The sequence below is a fragment of the Paenarthrobacter sp. MSM-2-10-13 genome, assembly GCF_011605365.1.
Classification (GTDB): domain Bacteria; phylum Actinomycetota; class Actinomycetes; order Actinomycetales; family Micrococcaceae; genus Arthrobacter.
In genome coordinates this window covers 97,402-124,390 of record NZ_JAAOXO010000004.1, presented here as the reverse complement: position 1 = coordinate 124,390, position 26,989 = coordinate 97,402, and the positions used below count along the sequence as shown (strand labels likewise).

Here is a 26,989-nt window from a genome sequence, read left to right as displayed (position 1 = left end):
GGGGTTTCCCATGAATATGAATGACTTAGATCTTCAAACTTCCCTCACAACCAAGAGCGGTGGCGATGTTCGGCAGCCGCAGTCCACAAAATCCAAGCTGTTGATTGCCGGCGCAGTGCTCGCGATATTAGCTCTGATTCCCTTGCTTTTCGGCGTGGTGAACTGGGCGACGCAACCGGCAGGTGATGTTGACCAAACTGTTTCGCAGGACCAAGTCCCGTTCTCCAAAGGCGACGGGGCCCAACCGCCTGCAGCCCTGCCTGTCCAGGACGTGGAAGCAGAAGCTGCGCCGCCCGCAGCTGCAGTGCCCGCAGCGGTTCCTGCACCCGCAGCCCCGGCGCCGGAACCCGCAGCGCCGGCTCCGGTTGCTGTGGAGGCACCGATAGTGGCGGCCGTCCCTGCAGCGCCGGCTGGTGACCCCAACCTCTACACGGTTGCTTCGGGGGACACGGTTGGTTCCATAGCTTCCCGCTACGGTGTGGATGTTACTGCCATGTTGGCTGCCAACGGACTCAGCGCCTATTCGGTGATCGTGCCGGGACAGGTCTTGAAGCTCACCGGACCGCCTGTGGCGGTAGTCGCACCAGCACCAGCACCGGCTCCAGCCGCTCAGGCTGCACCTGTCCAGGCACCAGCCGCGGCCGCTCCCGCTGCTGCCGCCCCAGCTCCGGCACCCGCTCCCGCTCCGGCGCCCGCCGTCAGGACCATCTACGTAGCAGGAGCCGGCGGGCAGTCCATGGTGGACGCGTGCATCGGGCCGATTCACTACACGCCAACCAACGCCTACGCCACGTTCATAACGGAGCATGATTTCTGTGGAGGATGGGGCCGGTTCTCCGGCATCAGCGTGGGGGAAACCGTCTCCATTCCGGGTTACGGAACCTTCACGGCCACCGGCAGGGGCCAGGTACCCAATCCGGGAAGCACCAATGATGTGGCAGCAGTCTTCGGCGGATTTCCCGCAGTGGTCCTGCAGACCTGCATCCCGGGCACCAGTCAGATGCTGGTGATTGCGCTCAACTAATCAGGAAATACTAGGCCGGCGCCGTCAGGCGCGCGAACCGGAGGATGCCCAGGATGGCCGGGGCCAGCTCATCCTCCATCTGGTGGTAGACCTCTTCCGATCGTCGGTAGGGGTCTACCACGTCGTTGTCTGCAGGATCGGAGGGCAACGCGAGGTGGCGGACTGAGGCCGCGCGGCTGGGAAGTGCGCGCCAAAAGTCCGTGATGTCTTCGGCCGGGGGAGTATCGCCACGGTCCTCCAGGACGGACAGCATGCGGGCAAATTCGCGGACGGTGAAGGTGCGCTTCAACAGGGACGCATCCAGCTGGAGGACTTCACCGCGGTGTTTGGATGTCATGGCCAGCACCAGGTCGGTTTCCTTGAGGATCCGGGGGGTCAGTTGCCTGGCGGCAAAACCGTCGGGGCTGCCGCGGAATGTGCTGATGATTTGGGCTGAGAGCGGCTGGATGGGTTCACCCACCATGGCCCGCGTTCCGGCACTGCGAACCTCAAAGGAGCCGGGGCTTACCTGGTTAAGCCCCGTTTGCAGCAACCGTTCGGCCACGGGGGAGCGGCAGATGTTCCCTGTGCAGACGGTGAGAATCCTGAACGGCTGGGGCGATTCCACGTAAGGCTCTTTTCTAGCGTTGATGGGGGACAACTGAGGTCCCACCCCAAGTTAACACGGCGGGCAGCACGGATCTTGTCAACAACGCGGAGCCGCTGAATCAAGTCCAAACGCGGGAACGAACGCTTGACTGAAATCACCCGCTCCGCATATTCTGAACGAACGGTCGGTAATTTATTAGGAGCAACCATGGCATCGCAGAATCTGCAGTCAGTGCCCGCTGAGCTGTCCCCGGAAGAGCAGGAGCGGGAGGCGGCCGGTCAGGCGTATTTTGATCGCATCATTTCGGAGGACTCGCGCATTGAACCGCGCGACTGGATGCCGGCGGCTTACCGCAAGACTTTGCTGCGCCAGATCTCGCAGCACGCACACTCGGAAATCATCGGCATGCAGCCGGAAGCCAACTGGATCACCAGGGCGCCGAGCTTGAAGCGCAAGTCAATCCTCATGGCCAAAGTTCAGGACGAGGCCGGTCATGGCCTGTACCTCTATTCGGCCGCCGAGACCCTGGGTCAGTCCCGGGACCAGATGATGGAAGATCTGATCGCCGGCAAGGCCCGGTATTCGTCCATCTTCAACTACCCCACGATTTCCTGGGCAGACATGGGAGCCATCGGTTGGCTTGTTGATGGCGCTGCCATCTGCAACCAGGTGCCCTTGTGCCGTGCCTCGTACGGTCCTTACGGTCGCGCAATGGTGCGCATCTGCAAGGAAGAGTCGTTCCACCAGCGCCAGGGTTTCGAGATCCTGCTTGAACTCTCCAACGGCACACCTGCGCAGAAGCAGATGGCCCAGGATGCAGTGAACCGCTGGTACGCGCCGTCGCTGATGATGTTCGGCCCGCCGGATGACGATTCACCTAACTCCAAGCAATCCATGGCCTGGAACATCAAGCGCTTCAGCAATGACGAGCTGCGCAGCCGGTTCGTGGGCATGATGGTGGAGCAGGTCCGGGTACTCGGCCTGACCCTGCCTGATAAGGACATCCGTTTCAACGAAGAGACCAAGAAGTGGGAGCACGGGCCTTTGGACTGGAACGAGTTCAAGGAAGTCCTAGCCGGCCGCGGTCCCTGCAACTCGCAGCGCGTCGAGCGCCGCCGTGAGGCACACGAAAACGGTGCCTGGGTTCGCGAAGCCGCCGTGGCCTACGCCCGCAAGCAAGCACAGAAAGAGAACGCAGCATAATGGCTCCTCACGGTAACCCGGAAGCACCGGCCAGCGCCGCCAGCGAAATCAACCGCGAGGCCCCCAAGGTTGCGGCCACCACCAACGTTGAAAGCACGACGACGGCACCAGCCTCAGGCCCGGACGTCACCTCTTATGGGGCAAAGGAAGAGTCTCCCTGGTCCCTCTGGGAGGTTTTTGTGCGCTCCAGCCGCGGCCTGTCCCACGTGCACGCCGGTTCCTTGCACGCCCCGGATGCGGCCATGGCCCTCCGGAATGCCCGGGACCTCTACACCCGCCGCAATGAGGGTGTCTCCATTTGGGTTGTCCCGGCCGAGGCGATTTCCTCCAGCGATCCCGACTCCAAGGGTTCCTTCTTCGAATCTCCGCAGGGCAAGGATTACCGCCACGCAACGTACTACACCAAGAGTGAGGGCGTGAAGCACCTGTGACTACCGAAGACGTGAGCACCAAAGACGTGACTACCAAAGATACTGACTTCGCAATCGAAGGCCACGGCGACATCTCCGTTGGCGTGCACGGGGCAGGTGCGTCCGGCGACGGTTCGGCAAGCGCCACCCGCATCACGCCGGGCAACGCATTGCGCCCGGAGGACATTGCCCTTGAGATCAGCCGGGGACAGGTCAAGCCCACCGACGATGTTGCAGAGTTTGCCCTGCGCATCGGCGACGATGGCCTGATCCTCGCCCAGCGCCTGGGGCACTGGATTTCCCGGGCCCCCGAGCTTGAGGAAGACATTGCCCTCGGCAACATCGCACTGGACCAGTTGGGCCATGCAAGGTCGTTCCTGACCTATGCCGGTGCCGCCTGGGGCAAGTCCGAGGACGACCTCGCGTACTTCCGCCGCGAACACGAATTCCGTTCCGCCCACCTGTTTGAGCAGCCCAACGGCGATTTCGCGGTGACCATCGCCCGGCAGTTCATTGTGAGCTTCTACCAGTTCGAGCTCTACACCAAGCTCATGGAGTCCACCGATCCCACCATCGCTGCCATCTCCGCGAAGGCCGTGAAAGAGGTGGATTACCACCGCGACCACAGCGCACAGTGGGTGCTTAGGCTCGCCGGCGGCACTGATGAGTCCCGTGCACGCATCATCCAAGGCTTCAAGCTGGTGTGGCCGTATGTGGACGAACTCTTCGAGGATGACGATCTCACCACCCGCCTGGCTGAAGCTGGAGTTACTGTTCAGCCTTCCAGCCTCCGTGCGGAATTCGATCGCCTCACCGGCAACATCATGGCCGAGGCAGAGCTGGAAGTTCCCGGTGTCCCGCAGTCATTGGGCGGCGGGCGGCACGGCAAGCACTCCGAGTTCCTGGGCTACATTCTGGCTGAAATGCAGGTCCTGGCCCGCGAGCATCCAGGCGCGAGCTGGTGACCAGCATGGCGATGCAGTCAAAGACAGCTGAGCAGCGGGCCTGGGACATCGCGTCCACGGTCTGCGATCCGGAAATCCCGGTCCTCACCATCGAGGACCTGGGGATTCTCCGCGGCGTGCGGGTTGTTGAGTCGCCTGAGGCGGCCACCGCAGATGGCCAGCACGACGGCGGCACCGCAACTACCGCCGTCGAGGTCACCATCACGCCCACGTACTCGGGTTGCCCGGCGATGGATGCCATTGGTGACGACCTGCGGACAGCCTTCCAAAAGGAGGGCTACGCGAGCGTGCACGTAAACCTGGTGCTGTCTCCGGCGTGGACCACTGACTGGATGACCGAGTCCGGCAAGGCCAAGCTGGAGGAGTACGGGATCGCTCCGCCCAGCGGCATGGCTGCCGCCGGGGGCCACTCCGGTCCTATTCGCCTGAGCCTGGCTGTGAAATGTCCGCAGTGTTCGTCGTTGAACACCAAGGAAATCACCCGCTTTGGTTCCACGTCCTGCAAGGCGTTGTTCGTCTGCCAGGACTGCAAGGAACCGTTCGACTACTTCAAAGTCCTCTAAGGAATTCCATGACCACCGAAACCCAGACGGCCAGCCGCCGTCGTGCGTCTTTCCACAACCTGACCGTCGCGGAAGTCCGGCGCCTCACGGACGATGCCATTGAGGTCACGTTTGGTGTTCCGGCCGAGCTTGCCGGGCAGTACGACTACCTTCCGGGGCAGTACGTCGCCCTGCGCGCCACGCTGCCGGATGAGAACGGTGAGCCGCACGAGGTCCGCCGCAGTTACTCGATTTGCGCAGAGCCGCGCAGCTTTGAGGACGGCAGCAGCGAGATCCGCGTGGCCATCAAAAAAGACCTGGGCGGCCTTTTCTCCACGTGGGCCAACGCCGAGCTCAAAGCCGGGGATGTCCTGGATGTGATGAGCCCGCAGGGTGCGTTCATCTCCCGGCACGGCAGAGACGGCGCCTCGGTTCAGCACAACGTCATGAACTCCATGAACCACCCGGAGGAGCTGGCGGGGGAGCCGGGCAACTTCGTGGCGATCGCCGCGGGTTCGGGCATCACGCCGGTCATCGCCATCGCCCGGACGCTGCTGGCCGCCAATCCGGAGACAACTTTTGACCTGGTGTACGCCAACAAGGCTGCCATGGACGTGATGTTCCTCGAAGAGCTGGCGGACCTGAAGGACAAGTACCCGTCCCGCCTGGCATTGCACCACGTGTTGTCCCGCGAGCAGCGCATTGCTCCGCTGATGACCGGACGTATCGATTCCGAGAAACTGCAGGCCCTCCTCAGCAGCGCCATCCGTGCCGAGGACGTGGACGAATGGTTCCTGTGCGGGCCGTTCGAGCTGGTCCAGTTGTGCCGCGACACCCTCGCTGCCCGCGGCGTGGAGCCCGAGCATGTGCGGTTCGAGCTGTTCACCACGGGCCGCCCGGATCGTCCCGAGGGCAACGCCGGCCGCCCGGTTGTGGAGGACGAGTCGCAGGATACGTACAAGATCACCTTCACCCTGGATGGGTTGACCGGTGATGTAGCCAGCCCCACCCACGCCCGCGAGTCCATCCTCAACGCTGCATTGCGCGTCCGCCCGGACGTTCCGTTCGCGTGCGCCGGTGGCGTTTGTGGCACCTGCCGCGCCAAGCTGATCACCGGTACGGTGACCATGGATGAGAACTACGCCCTTGAACAGGACGAGCTGGACAAAGGCTACGTCCTCACCTGCCAGTCCCACCCCACCAGCGAAGAAGTTACCGTCGACTTCGACGTCTAAGGAGTCCCATGATCGAGCTCTCCATTGCCAACGGCATTGCCGAAATCGTCCTCAACTACCCGGACAAGCTGAACTCGCTCAACGAGGACGCGCTTGCCCAGCTGGACAAAGCGTACGACGACGCTGCTGCCGCCGCCTCACGCGGTGAGGTGCGGGCGCTGCTGCTTCGCGGAGAAGGCCGCGCCTTCTGTGCCGGGCGCGACATTTCAGGGGTGACACCGGAAACCGATGATGCCCAGGCTTATCTCGGCGGACTTGTTGAACCGCTGCTGAGGAAGATGGCTGCGTTCCCGGCGCCCACGTTTGCCGCCGCGCACGGCGCCTGCCTGGGGGTTGGGCTGGGACTGCTGCTGGCCACGGACGTGGTGTACGTGGCGGACAACGCCAAGTTCGGGTCCCCGTTTGCGAAGCTTGGGGCCACGTTGGACTCGGGCGGGCACTGGTACTTCACGGAACGTCTGGGCATGCACCGCACGCTGGACCTGATCTACACCGCGGACCTTATTTCCGGGGCGGAAGCCGTGGAGCAAGGAATGTTCAGCCGGGCGATGCCGGCCGATGTTTTGCTGGACGAGACGCGGGCTATTGTTGCGCGTGTTGCCGTTGGCGCCACTGAGGCCTTCAATGCTTCGAAGGAACTGGTGGCGCACATCCGCGATCAGCGCCTGGGCCTGTGGGCATCCATGGCCGAGGAAAACTCGGAACAGGCACGGCTCTGCAAAACCGACGATTACGCCGAGGGTTTCCGTGCATTCCAGGAGAAGCGGGCGCCCGTTTTCAAGGGCTAGCTCCATCGGCCGCTACCTTCCCCTCACGCAGCGGCATAAACTTGATCACACGCATGTAACGCCTCCGCGGGTCAGCGTGCATTGAACGGAGATAGCGATGCTCCAGATGATCATGTGCAAATTGAACCTTCGCCACCGCTGGCACGTGGAATCCTCGGAGGATGGCAGCGGCCGGTACAGGCGCTGCACCGTCTGCGGCAAATACGATCGTGACTGGGATGGCAGCGGCTTCATGCACTGAGAAGGCTAGGATTCACCAACCAAAGGTGTTGGTGATGGCACGGTCGGTCTTGTAGTCGGCCTTATCCGGGTAGGCCCAGCGAAGGATTTTGTACTCGTCTCCCCGCCGTATCGCTTCAATGGCAACAAACTCCTGGTTTCCTGCCCGGTTGAACTCCACCACTATTCCGAGAATCTTTTCTTTCCCGGGGATCAGCTGGTAGATCTTTGGCACCCACATTATTGGCTCTTGGTTGGCCTCTTGCTTGGCAGCTGCTTCCGCTTCGCTCTTCTTACAGTCATCCACGCTTTGTTCACTGGAACTATCCAGGTGCTCGCAGAATTTGCCGTTGTGACCCGCCAACGAGTAAGCGAAGGTGATGCCTAGGTCGCTGGCTTTGGCGTCGTCGTGCCCCTGAGCGCATCCGCTCAGGACAAGAGTGGCCGCCGTCAGCAATGCCACCGCAGCCAGGTACTTCCTCATACTGTGTTGCTCCTATTTTGCTGCTTGGCCGGCAAGCACTTTGGCCAATTCTTCGGTGCTTAGATTCCTCCACGCCGAATCCGTTGAGCCCTGCAATGCGGCCTCCGGACTCTGCGTTTGGACCCACCATTTGGCTTCGAAGACTCGCTGGTCCAGCATCACCCGGTCGCCCTTGTGGTAGACGGTTGTGGCAGACCACGCAGGGTAAGTTCCTGGGGGCACAGTGACCTCAGGCTTGGGCCGGTCGCCGGGTAGGACTGGCCCGATTAGTTTCCAGGGGGCCGCTGCCCGGTCCGGGACGGGGTCATTGGGAACGTCTTCTTTTGTCCACCACTTGGCCTCGTAGACGTTGCCTTGCCACACGATCCTGTCCGACTGCACGTATGTGGCTACCGGCGACCACACCGGATAGGGGCTGGTGGCTGGGTCATCCACTACGGCGGTGGCAGTGGTGGTTGGCAGCATCGGGCTGGGTGAGGCTGTTGCTTTGGAGCCAATGTCTGTACCCAGGACGTCGGAGAAACGCGCGGCGCCTTGTGGCACACCGCTGCAGGCGTCGGACACCACAGTCAGGGTGGGGTAGTTAGGCCCGCATTCGGCATCCCGGTTCAAGGACCACATGGACATGCGGCCAACACCCTTGCCCTGCGCGAAGTCGTGCAAACCCTGGGCGTCGGACAGGGTGAACACGTCAGCCACAATGTCGTTCTGGCCGATCATGGGGGTCAGGCCGATCTTGCGCCACAGGGTCTGTGCACCAAGACTCTGCTTCGCCGCCGAGTAAGCATCGTCCAACTGGGCATGCGTTGCCTCGGCGGCCGCGATGGAGGCCTGCAGCATCGACTGCCCGGCCACCCTGCTTTCGCCATAATCCATGGTCATGATGTTCACACCGGCCAGTTCCACGCCGCCGGAGAGCATCTGAGCGACGGCGGCCGTCCCGTCCGCGGTCAGCCCCGATGGGGCCACGGGTAACGTCAACCAAACGGACAGGCTCTTGCCCTCGGCCTGCCGGTCCTTCTGTAGAGCGGAGATGGCTTTGGCTTGCCGTGCAAGGGCGGCTTTGTCTGCCAGGGCGGTGCCCTCGATGTCCAGGTCAATGGTGTTGAGCTCGTAGCGTTCAACCACAGTCGAATAGGCCTGCTGGAGCCGTTCGTCGTCCCTGCACGCGGTGGCGAGCTCTTGGTTTGCCAGCCCACCGAAGGAGACCGCAACGTCGCCACCGGTTTGGCGGAGCCTGGCGATCCGCCGGTCCAGGTCCAGGTCCGAGGCCGCTGCGTCCAAGCTATAAAAATTGCCCCAGGACGGCGTGCATCCGTCTTTGGCGTTCGCCACGATGAATGACAAAACTACTGATTTGGTGGTGTCGCTGGCCGGCTGCTCAAAGGCGTACCGGGGTGTTGCGGTCACATCAACGTATCCCATGAACTGGGATGGTGACCCTGCCGCGGCACGGGTATCGGTGTAATTCCGCCAGGAAACGACGCCGGCCCCTACAACTACCGCTACAACGGCCAGCAGCACGGAGAGCCGAATCCAGGACAACTTTCGCCCAGGAAAGTGCTTCGACATTATTCCCCCAACATAATAAATTTCCATGGACCGCGCTGGAATCCAAGGCTCCTGTTATCGATTACTATAAGGGCAATCGGCGATGCTTTTGTTACAGAAGTCGGACGTTCAACCGGTTATCGGTCCGGAAGTCGCGGTTCACAGTCTGATGGGGAATGATGACAGACCAGTTGGTTGATTTATCCGACGTCGAGCGGGATCCCAAAGAGCATCCTGCGGACCGTCCGGAAAATGCAGGTAGGAAGAGGCAATGGGGGTCTGAGCGGCGGTCTGAACCGTTGGCTATTGTTCATCCGACGCCGTCTTCCCGGAAGATCGTGCTCGGCAGGCTCGCCATGCTTGTGACGGTAGGGGCTTGGCTCTACTACGTGGTTTCCACCATTATTCGGCAGTTTGTTGACAACCCGAACTCGGGATTCCGATTCGGATTTGAGTCCATTTCCTACCTCATTGTTGTGACGTTCTTGACCTTTTCCGCCTTGATGTACCTTATGGCGCGGCAAGGGGCGCTGTACCGGTTCAAGGAGCATCGCAGGGTACCCCGAGGCGAACTTGACGCCCACTTTGCCAACTATAAAGAGGCCGTGACGGTGTTGGTGCCCTCCTATGCCGAAGAACCGCAGGTGGTCAGGGGAACGCTGTGGTCGGCTGCACTCCAGGAGTTTCCGGATTTGCGGGTGGTCTTGCTCTTGGACGATCCACCGCACCCTACTGAGCCGGAAAAGATTCACCGCCTTGAACAGACCAGGGCGCTGGCGGGTCAGATCGCGGATGCTTTGTCCTCCCCGGCGGAACGTGCGAACAAAGCCCTGAATACCTTCCGGGAGAGGCGCGGATTGCTCCTTCAAGAGGAGAGCCGGGGCGTAAATCAAGCAGACAAAGCCCATGAGCTCGGTCTCCTGATTGCGGAATATGAAGCGGCCGTGGAGTGGCTGGAAGCGATGGCTGAAGCCGAGACTGTAGAAGACCATGTGGACGAGTTCTTTGTGGACCTGGTCATCATGGGACTGGCACGTGAACTGAGGCTCGTTCTGTTGGCGCTGGACGCCGCAAAAGCCCAAAACACGGCGCCCAGCCCCGAACGGATGGAGCAGCTTTACCTACGGCTCACGTGGATTTTCAATGTCCGCACTGAGACTTTTGAACGTAAGCGCTACGCCAGCCTTTCCCACGAGGCGAATAAGGCCATGAACCTCAACGCCTACATCTCCCTCATGGGTAAGCGGTGGCGGCGGGAAGAGACAGCCGGGAGCGTGGTGCTTCGCCCGTCCCTGGTTCCGCGTGAAGACGATGTGTTGGTTCCGGACAGCACCTATTTGCTGACATTGGACGCCGATTCTCTACTGCTGCGGGACTACTGCCTGCGGTTGGTCTATTTCCTGGAATCTGCGGGCAACGAGCGTGTGGCAGTTACGCAGACCCCGTATTCGTCGTTCCGCGGTGCGCCCACCCGCATCGAGAGGATTGCCGGTGCCACCACGGATATTCAGCACATCCTCCATCAAGGAATGACGTTCCATGGAGCCACTTTCTGGGTGGGTGCCAACGCGATTATCCGCAAATGCGCCATTGAGGACATCGTTGAAGTTGAAACGGTTGGCGGGTTCGAAATTCGAACCTATATTCAGGACCGGACCGTCATTGAGGACACGGAATCCAGCATTGACCTGGGAACCCACGGATGGACCCTGGTGAATTATCCGGAGCGTTTGAGTTACAGCGCCACGCCGCCGGACTTCGGTTCCCTGGTGGTGCAGCGTCGACGCTGGGCAAATGGCGGACTGCTGATCCTTCCCAAGCTCTGGAACCAACTCTCGCAGCGGCGAAGTCAACGCCAACGGATACTGATCCGCGAGGTTCTCCTGCGCGTCAATTACATGGCGTCTATTACCTGGGCCAGCTTTGGGCTTCTATTCCTCTTGGCGTACCCCTATGACAGTAGGCTCCTCAGCCCTGCAGTCTTCATTGCCGCCCTGCCGTACTTCCTCTGCATGGGGTCGGACCTCCGCGATTGTGGCCACCGCTTCAGCGACATCTTCCGCATCTATGGCTTCAACCTCATCCTGCTGCCGGTCAACCTGGCCGGTGTTTTGAAGTCTCTCCAGCAAGGCCTCACAGGGGACAAGATTCCCTTTGTCCGAACCCCCAAGGTCAAGGACCGCACAGCAGCCCCCGCCATCTACGTTCTCATTCCCTACGCAATCGTCGCGTTCTCTGTCCTGACGGTTTGGCGGGACGCCCAACAGGGCAATTGGGGCAACGTCGCTTTCGCCTCACTGAACGCGGTGTTGGCCATGTGGTGCATCCAGGCATACATCGGCTTGTGGAACTCCGTGGTGGATGTTGTCCTGGGGGCGGTCAACTGGCTTTACGTTGAACCGAAGAAGAAGGTCAAGCCGGAATCGTTGGTTGTTCCCAAGACTCCCGAGGAAGTGGATTGGGAATCCATCCTCTACCACGGTGACCGCCGGCTCAACCGTGACCTCCGCGGCGGGACGGACCGCCGTCGTCGAATTTCACTGCGGTAGTCGATTTACGGAGGCTTATCAAAAAAACAGGGCCTTCCGCCTGATGGCGGAAGGCCCTGTCTTGCTGATCGGATCTAGTCGGACCAGATGCCTCCATCGAGCAATGCCACGGCGCTGTCGAGGATGCCGTCGCTGGTGTCAGCAACTGCAATCTCCACGGTGACAGGAACGCCTGGTTGCACCGGAACTGAACACGTAAGGGCGGTGGTCATACCGTCCATGGCGGTGTTGAATCCGCTTGCTCCGGCGGTGTTGTCAATGTAATAGTTTTGGTTCGTGTGATCGTTGACGTTGTTTACGCTGATCGGGGTTTGTGTCCCGGGTACCAACGCGCAGTTGGTGCCGTTGACGAAGACGCCCATGACGTCGTTGTAATTGCTCCCTACATACTCCGGGTATTCTTCGCTGGCGAAGAAATACCGAACGTGGAGGGTGTCACCGGAGGGAACAACTTTTGCCCAGTACGAGGCTGCATCGAATGTGGGCAGACCTCCAATGAATTCGGACAATGTGGTGTTACCAGGGGTTCCCAAATCGCTGGAAGCCTCCTGTCCGGGTGTTCCCACTGAGTTCTGCATGTTGCCTGTTGACAGGATCCACGCAGCACCACCGGGGCCGTAGTCAGTGGCCCGGCCCCACTGGGATGAGTCCCCGGCGCCGCCCTTTTCCTGTACGGCAATGCCGTCACCGAAGACTTCTTCGGTGACGTCGTCAACCGGCGGTGTTACGGGCTTGCAGAGGTCGCCTTGCCAGAGGACAAGGTTCTTGGTGAGTTCCTTCTTCCACTCATCTGTCAGCTTCATGCCAAAGACCTCGACGCCGGCAATCACGCCTATCCGCCCTGCCAGTCCTACCTCGTGGGCGCACGTTTCAGGCCCGGTGGCGTACTTTGCATAGGCATCGAAACCACCCGTGAGGCCAGCAATTCCGTACAACTTGGCAGTCAGTGTGGGGCCGATGGTTACAGAAGACTCGCTGGTCAACTGCGGTCCTTGGAACGTTGCCTCAGCGTTGCCGCCGTACTCAGCTACAGGCTGGAAGTTGCCGTCCTTATAGGACATACCAACCGTGGTGGTGGCAGATGCCGCCGCCGTGACGAACGTATCTGCCGTCCATTCGCTCTTGGCCTTGAGATCAATGGAGGAAATGAACTGGATTTCCACAGGTACAGGCCCCACTTGGACGTGAGCCCAGGTGTTGACGGTTCCCAGGTTCTTCTCGGCCGTGCCGGTCAAAGTACCCGTTGCCCTTGCTGTCGTTTCAGCGGACAAGCCCGTGTCCAGCGTGAACTTAGCCTGTTTGAGTGAGGCCCAGTGGATATCTACTTCCGCGTTGACATCGGAACTGACGCCGAATTCGCTGCTGAGTGCCAGCGTGCCGGTGCCCTCTACGTCCACCGTCTTCCACGCTGTGCCGGTTACGGATTTACTTAGGGTGTCGGAGAACTTGAAGGTCTTTTCGAAAATGGGCAGTGACACGTCGCTGGCTGTGGCCAGTTCATCTGCCGGAATTCGCGCGCCATTGCGGTTGAAAGGAGCAGCGGATGCCTGGGCGTTGTCGATCACTTCGACGCCGTCGGCGGGAAGGAACTCTTGCTTGACGATGGTGGTGGTTGGCGTCACCAGGCCGTTGGTGTCGTAGATGGCGTCAGGCAGGGTGGCCTGTTGAACAACGGCTGTTTGTTTGCCGTCGGGGGCATTAGTGACCTGCTGGACCCGAACCAGCATCCCGTCAGGGGTGAATTCTGAGAATCCGGATACAAGTACGTTTCCGGGATCGATATCCGGGGCACCCGCTCCTACGGAGTTGAAGGTGATGGTGGTATCGCCCTGAACGTACTTCTGTGCCAAGGTGGCGCTGTCAATGATGAGCGTATCCGGCGAGGTGACCACGCCATCCTCGGCTGGTGGCAACGACAACCGGTAAAGATAGGCCGCCATGGCATCACGATTGATGGGCGAAAGGGGACGGTAGGAAGCAGTACCGTCTCCGTTGTCCCAACCCGTAGCGATTCCCTTCGCATGGAGCCAGGAAATCTCAGTGTAGAACTGCGTGGTGCTGCTGATGTCAGAGAACGGAGGCGTGGTTGGTGCTTGGAATTCAGGCTTATTTTCAAAGCGATAGAGGAAGGCCGCCATCGCATCCCGGTTAATCGCGGATGTGGGCCGGTACTCCCGTTTGCCGTTTCCCACGTCCCAGCCAGTGGAGATTTGTTGCTGATGCAGCCAAGCCATTTCCTTGTAATGCTGCTGGCCCGGACTGACGTCTTGGAACGGCGAGGTGCCGGGTGCCGTGAACTCAGGGCTGCCTGCTAGCCGGTAGAGGAATGCCGCCATCGCGTCACGGTTTATGGCAGTGAGGGGGCGGTATGTTCCATCGGACCAGCCGGTGGAGATTCCCTCATTTGCCAGCCACGACATTTCTTTGGCGAACATCATGCCTGCGGGGACATCGGTGAAGGTAACGGCTTTTTCGGTTTCACCAGCGGCGGTAGCTGCTGTCTGGCCTGTGAGGACCAACGAAGCACAGAAAAAACCAACCATCACGGTACGGCTGGATCGGGAAAAGCGCTGTCTTTTGTGATGCCCCGCAGGGGGTATGGGCGCGGTGGGGTCAGGCGATCTGCTCAAGGGGCGCTCTCTCATAAAACGTCATGTGCCCGTCACCAATTGCCTCACTGGTGATGGACCTGGGTGCGAACGGAAATTTTTATGTTGCTTTAGTTGCAATACTGAGCTATTGCGGTGGGCTGGTATCAGCGTCTTTTCACGGGGTGTGTAAATCTGCTGGTGCGGTGATCATAAAGGCTTTTTAGTAAATAAGTCCATAAGGGCGGTAGATGTTAATTTCCAGCAAACGGCTGGTTGCCCGTCAGCCTGGGCACCCACTGCGTCCGTTTCCGCTGCCACCCTGAGTCAGGGAAGCTTGAAGCCGGAGAGGGCGCCATTCCGGGCGAGGACGGCAACGCCTTCGTCAGTGGTAGGAATGTCGCGGAGTGTGCCCATGGTCAGCGCTGGTACGGCCTTCGCGCTCCTATCGCAGGGGTAGAGCGTTGACCCCCCGGTTCCCAGGTTTCCTTCGGGTTGAACGGGGAAAGGGGCGTCGGCTGGCAGGGGGTACGTGGCCGCTTCGGAGCAAAGGAACACGTCATCCTTCGTCGCCGCCCGGCTCTCTCCGCTAAGGGTGTTAACCATGGTCATGCCATCAGGGCCGCCGGTCAGCACCACGTCTCCCCGGCTCGGCGAAGGAACCAACAAATCTGTAGCTGCTTTGATGGGTGTGGATGTTGTCTGCCACTTTGCCTCGCCCGAGACCGGGTCATAGCCCACTAGCTTGCCTTCAGCATTTTGGTAAGTTCCGCCTGGTACAGCCATGGTTCCTTGGGTGTATTCGCAGCGAACCGGGAACGCATTGCCATCCATAAGCGTTGTTTCGGTCTTTCCCACACCGCTGGAGCACCATTTTTCGGAGCCCTCGGCTGTCCACAGTTTCTCCCCGGTAGAGGCGCGGAAACCTACAGTCCTATGTTTGGTCAGGTCTACTGTAAAGGTTTGTTCCATGAGTCTGACGTAGTCAGTTTCCGAAGTTGGATTGATGCCTACAGAGCCGATGTAGAGGTCTAGTTTCTTGGAGTATTCAAAAGACCATCCGAGGTTGGTAGTTGCGCCCGGCCCAAAGATAGACTCCACGTCGGCTTCCCACAGCTTGTCGCCAGCGGATACTCTGGCAAGCCGTTCTTTGCCGCCTTCCACCACGGAATAAAGCCCGTCGCCCACCAATCTGAAATTGCCGGTAAGGGGATTCACCTCTGGACCCGTCGAGTCCGCGCCAGTACTCAAGTCAACTCTGTGCTGCGTTGTCAGGCGGGTTTGGGCGTTTAACGACGTGAAGCACATGTCCTTCTCATCGTCGCAGGCGGCCGGACGGGACTCGATCAGCTGCGGGTCTCCCCGGTAAAGCTCTTTGCCGCTTTTCAAGTCGACGGCCACCGGAGCGGTCCACCACGAGGTGCCACCGTCGGTGCTTGGGGCAGCGGACTCCTGTAAAAACACTGCCACGCTTTCGCCTGTGGAGGTCTTGGTTACGGCAGGAGTCAGACTAACGCCGGGGGCACCTATGCCGGGATGAACCGCCTGGGTCCATAATTCCTTCCCGTCAGTGACTGAGACGGCGTGGGCAGTCACGCTGCTGGCAGTTTTTGCGTAGACCAAGGCGACGCCGTCGGCCACTTCTGGTTGGGCGATAGGGCTGAGGGCTACTTCCCAGATCGCACCGGCGCTTGTAGCGCTCCTGTCCAGCACATTGGTGGAAGGAGAGGGGGTACCAGTAGATGCAGGAGCAGTACATGCCCCCAGGGTTAGAGACACCCCGACGGCTGCAACCGCCAGAGCAGCGTATTTTTGGCGCGTAGGCCCATGCACGGCAGATATCCGTGAGTGCATTGATTCCCCCAAGTTACGTTTACATCAAAGACGGCTAGTGGCAGCCGTTCAAAGCAAGATTACTCATAAGTATGCTTCTTTCAGATATATTGAGCCTGTTGCGGCTCGGTTGTCGCGCTTTATATAAATGGGGATTTCATGAAAACAGCCATCCAACATAATCGCGGGGTGTCCTGGCGGACTGTGACCGCTGTCGTCGTTCTCAGTTTCGGGCTTTTACTCGGCACACTCCACGCACCAACGCAGGCGAGCGCTTCTTCCACTGCTCATGCCGTCACAGACCTGAATTTGCTTTACTCGAACCGCCCATCGGTGAGGGCAATGTTTGATGGCATCAACAAGTACCGCAAAGCCAATGGGCTGAAGCCGGCTGTTCTGACGCTTGCTGGGACGGACCAGGCACAGGGATGGACAAATGATTGGCAGCGTCTGGGGATCCGGCCAGCTGACACAACGGAAGACTTACCGGGCCTCCGCTGGGCAGGCTACTTGTCATATGCCTGCATGGACGGTCAAGAGTCCGAGGCCGTTAAAGCCTGGATTGAGTACAACGGTGACTCCATGAAACGGGCATCGACCGAGTCCGCTTACGCTTTGGGGGTAGGGGTGGCCCCCGGTTTGCATGGAAGCCTCAGGATGCAGGTGGTTGGTTATGAATTCACCGGTTCTGCTCCGTCGACGGTCTTCACCACAGTGGATGACTATTTCGCCTATATCGATGCCGCCAATGCATTCGCTGCGCCCGCTGCTTCCCCGTTTCAGGACATCAAAACCGACCAGCAGTTTTATAAAGAAATGACTTGGCTTTCGGCAAAGAGCATCTCGGCCGGCTGGAAGGAGAACGACGGATCTTCCGCATATCGACCGCTCACGTCGGTCAGCCGTGAGGCAATGGCTGCGTTTATCTACCGGATGGCTGGCTCACCTCCATGGACACCTCCTCAGACTTCCGCCTATGTGGACGTTCCAACCAGCCACCCGTTCTACAAGGAGATTGCGTGGCTGGCCATGTCCGGCATTTCAACCGGATGGGAGAACCAGGACGGCAGCAGCAGCTTCCGGCCAGGCCTACCAATCGCCCGTGACGCGATGGCTGCATTCCTCTACAGGGCATCAGGCTACCCGGCCTACACTCCGCCGGCCGTGTCCCCTTTCCAGGACGTAGCCCCGCAACAACAGTTCTACAAGGAGATGGCTTGGCTGTCCGCACGAGGCATTTCGACGGGGTGGACGGAAAACACCGGGCAGAGGACATATCGTCCCCTGACTTTGATCACGCGTGATGCAATGGCGGCGTTTCTTTTTCGAATCGCGGACAAGGCCCGCTAAGGAGTCGCAAAAGCGGGTCCGGCTCATAGTGAGCCGGACCCGCTTTTTGGTGGTCCTTAGGGGTGGCCGGGCAGAGTCTCGCAGGCTATGCGGTCCTTGTCTGAGTCCAACTTCGCGACGTCCCCGTACCACGGGTAGTACTTGTCGAACCATGCCTGGGCGGCCTGCCACGTACTGAAACTCGTGCAGTTTACGCTGTCACCCGGATTTGCCGGTGGCTGCGGCGTTACCGGCGGCGGAGGTGTGACCGGAGGCTGCGGCGTCACCGGCGGCGGCGTCACGGGAGGCGGCGGAGGCGAACAGGTGCTGCCCGTGATGCCACCGTTGCCGCCGTTGACGAACCGGTACATGAACGCAGCCATGGCGTCACGCGCCACTGGCTGGACCGGGTTGTAGGCGCGGCAGCCGTATCCGATGTCCCAACCGGTGGAGATGCCCTTGGACGCCAGCCACGTGATTTGTTGGTAGAACTGGCTTCCAACCTGGACGTCCACGAATGGAGAAGTGCCAGGAGCAGTGAAGGCGGGATTGCCCCCGAACCTGTAGAGGAAGGCAGCCATGGCATCGCGATTGACCGGGCTGAGTGGGCGATAGGTTTTGGAGCCATCCAGTTCTGTCCAACCCGTGGAGATGCCGCTTGCTGCGAGCCAGGTGATTTCCTTGTAGAACTTGCTCGACGGCGTGATGTCGGCGAAGGGCGACGTCGCCGGGGGTGTGAAGCCAGGTTCGCCGGCCAGTCGATAGAGGAAGGCCGCCATGGCGTCACGGTTCACGGCAGTAAGTGGCCTGTAGGTTCGGCTCCCGTCCGCTTCCACCCAACCGGTGGAAATGCCTTGCGAGGCAAGCCATGCGATTTCCGCGTTGAATTGTGTGGACCCAGTGACGTCGCTGAAAGTGATGGGGCCTGGGTCAACGGGCGTGCTTTCAACCGCGATGGTTGGCACAGCAACCGTGGTGGTACCGCAGCCACCCTGCAATGTGGACGTAATTGCCGCCGATTCAGCGGCATCCACAGTCAACTGCCAACGGTATTTTACGAGGACCCAGTCCGTGACGTATTGGCAAGCAGTCCCAGCCAGCGGCGGCATCCACTCTGCCGGATCGCTTATATGGAAATGGCGTGGTTAGCAGATCGGCGCATCTCCACAGGTTGGGTCGAGGCGGACAATTCGATCACCTACAGGCCATTGACGCCCATCAACCGTGATGCCATGGCGGCGTTCTTGTACCGCTTGGCAGGCTCGCCGAACTACACCCCACCCGCCAACTCGCCGTTCAGGGACGTGCTGACCACTCAGCAGTTCTATAAGGAAATGGCGTGGTTGGCTGATCAGAAGATCTCCTCTGGCTGGGTGGAAGGCGACGGCTCTCGGAGCTACAGACCTCTAACACCGATCAACAGGGATGCTATGGCCGCCTTCCTGCACAGGCTCGCGGGGTCTCCTCAGCTCGAGAACATGGACCTCTTACCATTCGCGGATGTGGTCTCCGGTCAGCAGTTCGCCTATGAGATGGCGTGGATGTACGAGATGGAGATCTCGTCGGGCTGGGTAGAGACCGACGGAAGCCGGGTCTACAAACCCCTGTCGCCCATCAACAGAGACGCAATGGCCGCATTTCTCTACCGCATGCCATAGGCATAGTCCACAGCGACTCAGGAGTTAAGCCGCGGCTGCCGCACGCTACCGGCCAAGAGAGCCCAGACGAGCAGGACGGCGGACCCGATCGGCGCCAGGAACGCGGACATCATCACAAGGGGGAGTCCCACCACGGAAGCAGCAAGACCCATCATTGCCACCACAGTGATGCGCGTAAGACGGCCGCCAGCCACCAAACCACCCAACGGCAGTGCGATGGCAAAACCCATGAGGGTTGCTGCAATCAGGATGCCGTTCCACTGCAAGGTGTGGCCGGCTCCCAGGAGCTGCGCGCACCCTTGGACAACCATGGACGCGCATCCAAGAAGAACAGACCACGGCGTAGTGGGCCCCAAGCGAGGGGCAAGTACCCGTCCCGCAAGAACCAGCAAGGGGATGCTGGCGAACGCGCCGTAGGCCAACCCGAGGTTCATGGCGTGGGTGGAATCCGTGGCAATGGGTGCCCAGGTACTCCCCGTAACGGCAAAGACCGCACACGCCAGACCAACCACCAGCAGTCCCAGCGCCGAGCCGCCCACAACGCGGCGGCTCGGTGCAACCACTTCGCGGGGAACTACGCGCGGAGGGACCACGTCCCGCGAGGCGGCGGGCATGTCCTGCCTTAAGGCCACCACCAGCAGCACCATGGCTCCCAATGTTCCTACCATGGGAGGCATGAGCATGATTGCCCCGAGAATGAGAGCCAGCGGTGCCGCCAGGACAACGGCTTGTAAGAGTCGGACGGGATGCGAACGCCGGCTTGCCAGCAAGGAGTACAAGGCAACAGCCACGCACGCCGTCCCGGTGATCCACCCCGAAATCATGAAGAGCAGCGTGGAGGATCCAAACCAGCTGTAGCCCTGATTCGCGTCCGCTTCGTCAAAGCGGACGGCCCAGCTCGCTGCGGCCGTCGCCGCCAGCGCCCACGCAGGCACCGCGGCAAGCGCCACAAAGCGGGCGCCAGCGGCAGGTACGCGGCTGGCCAGACGCAACAGCACGACGGCGGAAAGACTCGCGGTGAGCGGGCCGACGAGTCCCGTGAGTATGAAGCGGGCAGGGCCTGTCCATGGGAGATGGAAGGTGTTACTGAAGAAGAGGGCCATACCGCCCAGGAATGCGAGCAAGGACGTGGCTGCAAGCCCCACGGCCCACCCTCTTGTTTCTGGAAAACGACGCACTTGCGCAGATGAAGCCACTTATTGCCTAACTTTTTGGCGGAAACCGCCCCCAAATTGATCTCCCGCCATGTGGCAGTGGTTCACATGCTAGCCGGGGATGGACCATCATTTCGCGCCGGGTACAGCATCTATATCCTTGAGAGATGAGTGAAGTCGCGCATTCCACTGTCGCCTTTGAGGGCCGTTTCGCCCGGGAGCTCCCGGAGCTGGCCATTCCTTGGCAGGCGGAGGAAGCACCGGATCCGCAGCTTCTGGTGCTCAACCAGCCGCTCGCCGTCGAACTTGGTTTTGATCCGGATTTTCTCCGGAGCCCGGAGGGCGTACGGCTGCTGATCGGTAATACCATCCCGGAGGAAGCTACACCTGTGGCCCAAGGGTATTCGGGTCACCAGTTCGGTTTCTATTCTCCGCGTTTGGGGGACGGGCGCGCGCTTTTGCTCGGTGAGGTTGCCTGCGCTGACGGGAAGCTCCGCGATGTCCATCTCAAGGGTTCGGGGCGGACGCCGTTTGCCCGGAACGGGGATGGTTTGGCCGCGGTGGGGCCCATGCTGCGGGAGTACATCGTCAGCGAGTCGATGTCTGCACTGAACATCCCCACCACCCGGTCCCTAGCGGTGGTCGCCACCGGGCGGCAGGTTCAGCGCGAGACTCTTCTGCCGGGGGCCGTCCTGACGCGGGTGGCCAGCAGTCACCTGCGGGTGGGCAGTTTTCAGCACGCCAGGGCCAGCAATGACATGGATCTGTTGCGGCGCCTGGCTGATCATGCGATCGAACGGCACCACCCGTCGTCGGGCGGTGAGAGTAACCGGTACCTCGCGCTCCTGAAGGACGTGATTTCTGTCCAGGCGAGACTTCTGGCGCAGTGGATGCTGGTTGGGTTTGTGCACGGCGTGATGAACACGGACAACATGACTGTGTCCGGCGAGACCATCGACTACGGCCCGTGCGCTTTCATGGACGGCTTTGATCCGGGGGCGGTGTACAGCTCCATTGATGAAATGGGACGCTACGCCTACCGTAACCAGCCGCTGATTGCGGAGTGGAACCTGGCCCGGTTTGCCGAATCAATCGCGGCTTTGATCCATGAGGATGAGGAGCAAGCGGTGGCACTTGCCGTTGATGCCCTGGGCGGATTCCGCAAGGAATACAGCGCCACATGGTTCAACGGTATGAAGGCCAAGCTTGGGCTGGCTGAGGAGATTGACGACGCCGTTGCCTCGCCTTTGGTGGACGAGCTCCTTGAGTTGGTCCAAGAGGCGCGCGCAGACTACACGTCGTTCTTCCGCAGTCTCGGCAAGGCGGCCCGCGGGGATGTTGAACCTGCACGCCGTCAGGTCCTGGATTTGGCTGCCTTCGATTCGTGGCTGGCTCGTTGGCGGGATACCGTCCCGGACGCCGATGCCATGGACCGGGTCAACCCGATCTACATCCCGCGCAACCACTTGGTGGAGGAAGCTCTTGCTGCTGCAACTGCGGGGGACATGGTCCCAACGGAACAGTTGCTTGCAGCTATATATGACCCCTACAGCGAACGCACTGGCTTGGAAAAGTTCGCCGAGCCTGCACCGGAGAGCTTTGGCCCGTACCGGACTTTCTGCGGTACATAGGGCGGTTACCGGGTGAAGCTGCTGACAGGCTAGCGACGCAGCCGCCGGGCCGGGTCGCTAGCCGTCAGCTGGCTCAGCTCCAGGCCGCCCGAACCACCATGTCTGCCCCTGCAGACAAATGGTTGCCGGTGTGCCCTGCATCCAGGACGCATACGTGCTCGGATTCGTTGGCGCTTGTAGATACCAGGCATTCTGCTGCCCTGAAACTCAGAAGTTCCACCGGAAGGCTATCGCCTATTTGAAGTTCACTCATGACGCCCTTTTTGCTTGTCCGGGCATCACGCTCATTATGGCTAGCCCGGGTGGGGAAGAGAATTGTCCCCTTGGAACGCCGGGCTTCATCAGCGGTTGACTCAATACTGCCTTGTTTGGCGGAGTTTCGTCTACGCGGCCTATCCTCAACCGTTAGTTGAAGTTTGTATGCCGCACGATTGCCAGCAGGTCCTCGCGGAGCCCCTCGGAGTCCAGATTGATCACCGACAATACGTTGTCCTCCTGTTGGTGGGATTGCTCCAGCAGTGACAGGCCCAGGTCAGTAATTGATATCAGTTGGCTGCGCCGGTCGAATCTGTTGGGTTGCCGGCTGATGTACCCACGCGATTCGAGTCTGGTCAGTAGCGGGCCCATGGTTTGAGCCTGCACACGGACGCTCCGGGCAAGATCCCCGGGCGTAATGGGTCCTGCCGTCGCCACGGCGTCCAGGGTCAGTACCGCTGGATAGGTCAGCCCCAGCGGACGTAATTTGTCGTTCCATGCCAATTCCACAAGCCGCGCCGCAGTGGACAGCAGCCGGCTGGTTGGCCATCGTTCCATATCAGGCATTCAGGCACCCCCACGCTTCCGAATAGTCAGGTTACTTACTAGGTTACATCAGGCCTGTGCAGCAATCGGACGTGGCGGCGTCGTTCTGGATGGGGATGATCCCTACTTGACGTTCTTCGCCGGAGAGATCAGATCCGGGAAGCTCGAAGGTATCAGCACGTTTCACGTCGTCCGTGCCGATGGTGCTCCCAGCATCAGCTCTGCAGGTTCGGGATCCATTTGTCGCGTTCCCGGCGGGCGAACTCGGCGAAACTGACAGGTTCCCGGCCGAGGACGTGGTGGACTGTATCTGTCAGGCCGCCAGCCAGGCCCATTCGGGCTGTGGTGTAGATAGCTGCTGTCACCAAGGCCATGCCCCACGGCATGCCCAGGACTTTGCGGGAGTGGCGGAGGTATCGGAAGATGCCCGGGCGGCTGTAGGTGATGGGTCTGCCGAGTTCTGCTGTGAGGATTCCAGCTACCTGGTCATAGGTCAGAGCTTCACTTCCTGTCACTGTCAGGGCGGCGTTGCCGTGTTTGCCGGGATCCAGAAGGGCTGCTGCTGCAACAGCGCCCACGTCCACTCCGTCCACGAAAGCGGTGGCGCCGCGTCCGGCAGGCACCAGAATCCGGTCCCGGTCCCGGATGTCTGTCAGGTGTGTTGTTGTGAGGTTCTGGTGGAAGAAAGATGCCCTCACGTACGTCCATGTCACGCCTGATCCACGGAGCCAGGCTTCGATGGCGGCATGCGGGACTGCTTTGTTCTTCTCGGCTCCTTGAAGGGAGAGGAACACCATGTGTGTGACGCCGTGGTCACGGGCGTATTCAAGTGCCGGGATCATCTGGGTCTTGGGCTTGCCAAGGTGTGGCGGGCGCATGAGAAACATTCGGTGGACACCATCAAAGGTGCTGGCCCATGTGCTTTGGTCCGTGAAGTCGAGCCCCACTGATTCGACTCTGTTGCCGAATATGCGGGTCACTGATTCCGGCGTCCTTCCCGCAGCGCGAACGCTGAAACCAGCGGCCAGCAGCTCTTCCACCACCACTCTGCCTATGTTTCCGGTAGCACCAGTCACCAGGATCGTCTCGCCAGCCATTAGGTTTTCCCTCCGTGCGCTTTGTGTGAGCTAACCACAGGTTTAGCCCAGCCCGGTGTCAGAGATCAAGATATGGCAGTTACTGCCTATTGTTGTTACTCTTAATGCATGAAAAATAGTAAGGAACCCCTGCCGGCACCAAGCCCGCTCCTTGAGGTCAAGCGTGTATCCAAGTGGTATGGAAAGGGAGAGGGACGTTTCCAAGCGCTTGATGACGTGAACCTGCGGATTGAAAAGGGTGAGACCGTGGCCATCGTCGGAAAGAGTGGATCGGGAAAATCTACGCTCATGCATCTCCTTGCCCTTTTGGATGAACCGGACGAGGGTGCCATTGTGGTGGAGGGCACCGAGGCAACCAGTCTTTCGGTGAAGGACGTCAACAGGTTGCGTAACAGGCGTTTCGGTTTCGTCTTTCAACAGTTCTTCCTCACGGCCGGAACGTCGGTCTTGGAAAATGTGACCCTGCCTTTGAAGATCGCCGGTGTGGCGCCCGCCGAACGACGCAAACGCGGACTGATGGCTTTAGAGCGTTTTGGGCTGCAAGAAAAAGCCCGGAATAAAGCAAGCGACCTGTCCGGAGGTCAGAAGCAGCGGGTCGTGCTGACACGTGCTCTGGTGGGGGAGCCGGATGTCATCTTCGCCGACGAGCCCACCGGGAACCTCGATTCGATGACCGGCCGCGTGGTGGAAGATGAGTTGTTCGCCCTCAACCGCGAACGCGGCATCACACTGGTGATCGTCACTCACGACGAAGATTTAGCCGCGCGCTGTGGAAGAAAAATCCATGTCCGCGATGGCCGAATCGTCGCCGGGGCGGTGGCAGCATGAGTGCACTCGATTTACTCCGCTCGGCCTTTGCCAATACCTTCCGGAGCAAGCTCAGAACCACTCTGACGGTCCTTGCCCTCTTCGTCGGGTCGTTCACCCTCACCCTCACCACCGCCGTCGGGGCCGGCGTTTCCAGCTATGTGACAAATCAGGTTGCGTCGCTGGGGGCTGAGGACGTCTTTCTGATCTCCCGAAGCTCGGTCACAGCTACAACGGAGCCAGGTCCGCGGAAATACGACCCCGCAACCTCAAGCCCGGACAATGGGGCCGGTAACCCGCTTACTGGCTCGGCTTCGGCCCTGACAGATGCAGACATCGCCGCACTCGGCGCCATCAAGGGGCTCAGCAACGTCACTCCCATCTCACCAGTCTCCGTGGATTGGATCACGACGGGGACCAGCGACAAGTACCAGTTCACCATCGCACCCACTTCCTCCATTGCTCAAGCTGACCTTGCCGCTGGCAAGCAACTCGACGCATCAAGTGAAGAGCCGCAAATCGTTCTTCCTGAGGACTACATAGAAGCGCTGGGCCTTACGAGCGCCCAGGACGCAGTCGGCTTGCAGGTGACACTTGGCTTCAGCGACGTCCTGGGAGCCAGCCACGAGACGAAAGCAACCGTGGTGGGGGTGGCACGCACCAGCTTGCTCAGCTCGGGAGCAGGCGCCAACGCCGCCTTGGTTGACAGGGTGGCCGAGCAGCAGAAGGCCGGCTCGGACAAACCGGACCGATACCAGGTTGCGGTGGCCTATTTCCCGACCGATGCCACGGACTCGGAGATCGCGGCATTGAAGGAAGAGATCGCCGCGTCCGGCATGTCAGCTCAGACCATCCAAGATCAGCTCGGTATCGTTCAGACCATCATCAGTGGAATCACTGGTGTCCTCAACGCGTTCGCAATTATCGCCTTGGTTGCCGCGGCCTTCGGGATCGTCAACACGCTCTTGATGAGCGTGCAGGAGCGAACACGGGAGATTGGCTTGATGAAGGCCATGGGAATGAGCAACGGACGTGTCTTTGCGTTGTTCAGTTTGGAAGCGGTTCTTATAGGCTTCCTCGGAAGCGTCCTCGGCGTCGTCGTGGCCGTCCTTATCGGATTCCCGCTCAACAGTGCCCTGGCAAGTGGACCTCTGGAGGGGCTTTCCGGCCTCAACCTGCTCCTGTTCCAACCTTCCGGGATTGCCGCGGTGATCATTTTGATCGTGGTTATCGCGTTGTTGGCTGGCACACTTCCGGCTCGTCGGGCGGCGAAGAAAAACCCGATCGATGCACTGAGGTATGAATAGAGCATGAACCATTCGATGAGCACGCGCCGAAACAGCAACGCCCGGGGAAGGGCGACAGCGCGTTCCATTGAAGCGGCTGCAGTGCGGCTCGCCTCCGAAAAAGGCGTGGCCGCACTGACAGTGCTGCAGATTTGCGCTGAAGCAGGGGTTGCCCAACGAACCTTCTTCAACCACTTCGAAACAAAAGAAGACGCTTTGCTCGGCAAGGACCTCCCTCAGATCCATGAACAACGAACAAGGAAGTACCTCAGCTCCCAGGAAATCGGGGTCCTCTCGGGTGCTTTGGAACTCGTGGAACTGCCCGAGGATGGTGAAAGTTCGCCGGAGCTGCTCCGTGCCAGGCTGAGCCTCCTGAGCCAGTCTCCGGCGCTGGCTGAGCGCCAAGCGAGTCGGCTCATGCCCTTGGCTGATGAAGTACGCACCATCATTCGGCTCAAGTTGGAAACACTGGATCCGAAGCGGTCACCCGGCGAACTTGATGCATCCGCTGGCCTCATCACGCAAATGGCGTCTTCCCTCATGCTTTCCAGAGCACGGCCAACCGAAGGAAACTCTGCCCCGGCATCGCTTCGGGATCTCACATGGATCTGGGACAGGCTCCTCTGACGGAGTTGTCATGCGGCTCCCGGCCGGCTGCGTGCCGTGGGCGAAATTCTAGGAGAGCTCGTACGCGGATCGTCCTGCGCCCTGATCGGCACTGTGAACATGGAGGGCGTGCCGCATGGCTTGGCGGTTTTCTTCGGCAAGGTCAGGTTGATCAGCGACGCGGTATAGGTCTGCCGCCCATTGAAATTCATCGGCGGCAGCACGGAACCGGGCCTCATCGAAGAGCCTCCGGGCAATGTGGTGACGAACGTAGGCTTCCTCTTCGGGTGACCGGACTGTTCGCAAGGCTTTTTCGTGGAGAACGGCGGCATCATGCCAGCGGTACTGGCGCTGATGGATTTGGGCAAGCACCAGCAGCAGCTCCCGGCGGTCAGGCGAGTGGGGCAGCAGCTTGAAGCCTTGGTCCAGGGCTTCAGCGTCCCGGCCGAGTAATGCCAAGTACCTGACTCGTTCAACGGGTGGACAATCGCCTTCCAGCGCAGCTTCCAAGGCTTGACGGTTGATCACCACGTCGCGGAACGTCGTAGGGTCAGTGCGCCAAAGACTTGCAGTATCTTCCACCGTGATGTGCCCCCCATAGGCTTGTTATGGAGCCAACTGAGTCGCAGCACTGTCAATG

Annotated in this window: 25 protein-coding genes and 1 pseudogene; 14 read left to right on the top strand and 12 right to left on the bottom strand. The window is 60.3% G+C overall.

The genetic code is table 11. The annotated features are described in order from the left end of the window. Window positions 1-10 precede the first annotated feature (10 nt). Window positions 11-1,024: a LysM domain-containing protein gene (locus HAV21_RS11200; RefSeq protein WP_166841757.1), complete on the top strand. Its 1,014-nt coding sequence runs from the start codon at window positions 11-13 to the stop codon at window positions 1,022-1,024. Window positions 1,025-1,034: 10 nt separating this feature from the next. Here HAV21_RS11200 and HAV21_RS11195 read toward each other — a convergent pair whose 3' ends face one another. Further along, window positions 1,035-1,631, bottom strand: a complete 597-nt coding sequence (locus HAV21_RS11195; RefSeq protein ID WP_166841756.1) for a low molecular weight phosphatase family protein — start codon at window positions 1,629-1,631, stop codon at window positions 1,035-1,037. Window positions 1,632-1,820: 189 nt separating this feature from the next. Between HAV21_RS11195 and paaA the strand changes: the two genes are divergently transcribed. Genes paaA through HAV21_RS11165 form a run of 6 tightly spaced genes read left to right on the top strand, consistent with a single transcriptional unit; the run spans window position 1,821 to window position 6,756 of the window. Continuing rightward, window positions 1,821-2,816, top strand: a complete 996-nt coding sequence (gene paaA / locus HAV21_RS11190) for a 1,2-phenylacetyl-CoA epoxidase subunit PaaA (protein WP_024817856.1) — start codon at window positions 1,821-1,823, stop codon at window positions 2,814-2,816. Next, window positions 2,816-3,247 carry a 1,2-phenylacetyl-CoA epoxidase subunit PaaB gene (paaB, locus tag HAV21_RS11185; protein ID WP_166841755.1) on the top strand — a complete coding sequence of 144 codons (432 nt, stop codon included), beginning with the start codon at window positions 2,816-2,818 and terminating at the stop codon, window positions 3,245-3,247. Before paaA ends, paaB begins: the two co-directional genes overlap by 1 nt. A 26-nt stretch (window positions 3,248-3,273) precedes the next feature. Further along, on the top strand, window positions 3,274-4,191 hold the full coding sequence (gene paaC / locus HAV21_RS11180; RefSeq protein ID WP_142938213.1) for a 1,2-phenylacetyl-CoA epoxidase subunit PaaC: 918 nt from the start codon (window positions 3,274-3,276) through the stop codon (window positions 4,189-4,191). A 5-nt stretch (window positions 4,192-4,196) separates the two neighbouring features. After that, window positions 4,197-4,754: a 1,2-phenylacetyl-CoA epoxidase subunit PaaD gene (gene paaD / locus HAV21_RS11175; RefSeq protein ID WP_166841754.1), complete on the top strand. Its 558-nt coding sequence runs from the start codon at window positions 4,197-4,199 to the stop codon at window positions 4,752-4,754. Between the two features lie 8 nt (window positions 4,755-4,762). Beyond that, window positions 4,763-5,968, top strand: a complete 1,206-nt coding sequence (paaE, locus tag HAV21_RS11170) for a 1,2-phenylacetyl-CoA epoxidase subunit PaaE (protein WP_142938157.1) — start codon at window positions 4,763-4,765, stop codon at window positions 5,966-5,968. A gap of 8 nt (window positions 5,969-5,976) precedes the next feature. Continuing rightward, on the top strand, window positions 5,977-6,756 hold the full coding sequence (locus HAV21_RS11165; RefSeq protein ID WP_166841753.1) for an enoyl-CoA hydratase-related protein: 780 nt from the start codon (window positions 5,977-5,979) through the stop codon (window positions 6,754-6,756). Between the two features lie 253 nt (window positions 6,757-7,009). Here HAV21_RS11165 and HAV21_RS11160 read toward each other — a convergent pair whose 3' ends face one another. Continuing rightward, window positions 7,010-7,459 carry a hypothetical protein gene (locus HAV21_RS11160; protein WP_166841752.1) on the bottom strand — a complete coding sequence of 150 codons (450 nt, stop codon included), beginning with the start codon at window positions 7,457-7,459 and terminating at the stop codon, window positions 7,010-7,012. A 12-nt stretch (window positions 7,460-7,471) separates the two neighbouring features. After that, entirely contained in the window at window positions 7,472-9,031 is a 1,560-nt protein-coding gene (locus tag HAV21_RS11155; RefSeq protein ID WP_166841751.1) for a chitinase, read from the bottom strand. A gap of 158 nt (window positions 9,032-9,189) precedes the next feature. Here HAV21_RS11155 and HAV21_RS11150 point away from each other — a divergent pair, with 158 nt between their 5' ends. After that, window positions 9,190-11,559 (top strand): glycosyltransferase family 2 protein, encoded by a 2,370-nt coding sequence (locus tag HAV21_RS11150; protein WP_243753264.1) that lies wholly within the window; start codon window positions 9,190-9,192, stop codon window positions 11,557-11,559. Window positions 11,560-11,633: 74 nt separating this feature from the next. Here the strand turns inward: HAV21_RS11150 and HAV21_RS11145 are convergent, their stop codons facing one another. Together HAV21_RS11145 and HAV21_RS11140 are read right to left on the bottom strand one after the other, a co-directional pair. Next, entirely contained in the window at window positions 11,634-14,102 is a 2,469-nt protein-coding gene (locus HAV21_RS11145) for a choice-of-anchor L domain-containing protein (protein WP_243753263.1), read from the bottom strand. A gap of 372 nt (window positions 14,103-14,474) precedes the next feature. Further along, a complete protein-coding gene (locus HAV21_RS11140; RefSeq protein WP_347877644.1) occupies window positions 14,475-15,860 on the bottom strand; it encodes a PQQ-binding-like beta-propeller repeat protein in 1,386 nt (461 codons plus the stop codon). 777 nt (window positions 15,861-16,637) lie between these two features. Here HAV21_RS11140 and HAV21_RS22265 point away from each other — a divergent pair. After that, window positions 16,638-17,330: an S-layer homology domain-containing protein gene (locus tag HAV21_RS22265; protein WP_243753246.1), complete on the top strand. Its 693-nt coding sequence runs from the start codon at window positions 16,638-16,640 to the stop codon at window positions 17,328-17,330. Between the two features lie 56 nt (window positions 17,331-17,386). Here the strand turns inward: HAV21_RS22265 and HAV21_RS11130 are convergent, their stop codons facing one another. Then, the gene (locus tag HAV21_RS11130; RefSeq protein WP_243753245.1) at window positions 17,387-18,418 is read right to left on the bottom strand and encodes an S-layer homology domain-containing protein; all 1,032 of its coding nucleotides are present in this window, start codon (window positions 18,416-18,418) and stop codon (window positions 17,387-17,389) included. 24 nt (window positions 18,419-18,442) lie between these two features. On the opposite strand from HAV21_RS11130, the pseudogene HAV21_RS11125 reads away from it, so the two are divergent. Continuing rightward, window positions 18,443-18,967: pseudogene (locus HAV21_RS11125) on the top strand (serine protease); the annotation flags it as partial. Between the two features lie 17 nt (window positions 18,968-18,984). Here HAV21_RS11125 and HAV21_RS11120 read toward each other — a convergent pair. Then, window positions 18,985-20,112 (bottom strand): hypothetical protein, encoded by a 1,128-nt coding sequence (locus HAV21_RS11120; RefSeq protein WP_243753244.1) that lies wholly within the window; start codon window positions 20,110-20,112, stop codon window positions 18,985-18,987. Window positions 20,113-20,288: 176 nt separating this feature from the next. Between HAV21_RS11120 and HAV21_RS11115 the strand changes: the two genes are divergently transcribed. After that, entirely contained in the window at window positions 20,289-21,752 is a 1,464-nt protein-coding gene (locus tag HAV21_RS11115; RefSeq protein WP_166841747.1) for a protein adenylyltransferase SelO, read from the top strand. 73 nt (window positions 21,753-21,825) lie between these two features. On the opposite strand, the gene HAV21_RS11110 is transcribed toward HAV21_RS11115, so the two are convergent. The 4 genes from HAV21_RS11110 to HAV21_RS11095 all read right to left on the bottom strand — a co-directional run bounded on the left by HAV21_RS11110 (window position 21,826) and on the right by HAV21_RS11095 (window position 23,650). Further along, window positions 21,826-22,005 carry a hypothetical protein gene (locus tag HAV21_RS11110; protein ID WP_142938166.1) on the bottom strand — a complete coding sequence of 60 codons (180 nt, stop codon included), beginning with the start codon at window positions 22,003-22,005 and terminating at the stop codon, window positions 21,826-21,828. 152 nt (window positions 22,006-22,157) lie between these two features. Continuing rightward, entirely contained in the window at window positions 22,158-22,565 is a 408-nt protein-coding gene (locus tag HAV21_RS11105; protein ID WP_243753243.1) for a MarR family transcriptional regulator, read from the bottom strand. A 52-nt stretch (window positions 22,566-22,617) separates the two neighbouring features. Then, window positions 22,618-22,740 (bottom strand): DUF4193 family protein, encoded by a 123-nt coding sequence (locus HAV21_RS22570; protein WP_166841745.1) that lies wholly within the window; start codon window positions 22,738-22,740, stop codon window positions 22,618-22,620. Between the two features lie 28 nt (window positions 22,741-22,768). After that, window positions 22,769-23,650, bottom strand: coding sequence for an NmrA family NAD(P)-binding protein (locus HAV21_RS11095; protein WP_166841744.1), 882 nt, complete (start codon window positions 23,648-23,650; stop codon window positions 22,769-22,771). A 108-nt stretch (window positions 23,651-23,758) separates the two neighbouring features. On the opposite strand from HAV21_RS11095, the gene HAV21_RS11090 reads away from it, so the two are divergent. Genes HAV21_RS11090 through HAV21_RS11080 form a run of 3 tightly spaced genes read left to right on the top strand, consistent with a single transcriptional unit; the run spans window position 23,759 to window position 26,370 of the window. Then, window positions 23,759-24,478 carry an ABC transporter ATP-binding protein gene (locus HAV21_RS11090; RefSeq protein WP_166841743.1) on the top strand — a complete coding sequence of 240 codons (720 nt, stop codon included), beginning with the start codon at window positions 23,759-23,761 and terminating at the stop codon, window positions 24,476-24,478. Beyond that, entirely contained in the window at window positions 24,475-25,764 is a 1,290-nt protein-coding gene (locus HAV21_RS11085; protein ID WP_166841742.1) for an ABC transporter permease, read from the top strand. Before HAV21_RS11090 ends, HAV21_RS11085 begins: the two co-directional genes overlap by 4 nt. A gap of 15 nt (window positions 25,765-25,779) precedes the next feature. Then, entirely contained in the window at window positions 25,780-26,370 is a 591-nt protein-coding gene (locus tag HAV21_RS11080) for a TetR/AcrR family transcriptional regulator (protein ID WP_208096689.1), read from the top strand. 48 nt (window positions 26,371-26,418) lie between these two features. On the opposite strand, the gene HAV21_RS11075 is transcribed toward HAV21_RS11080, so the two are convergent. Continuing rightward, entirely contained in the window at window positions 26,419-26,931 is a 513-nt protein-coding gene (locus tag HAV21_RS11075) for a hypothetical protein (protein WP_166841740.1), read from the bottom strand. Window positions 26,932-26,989: the final 58 nt, after the last annotated feature.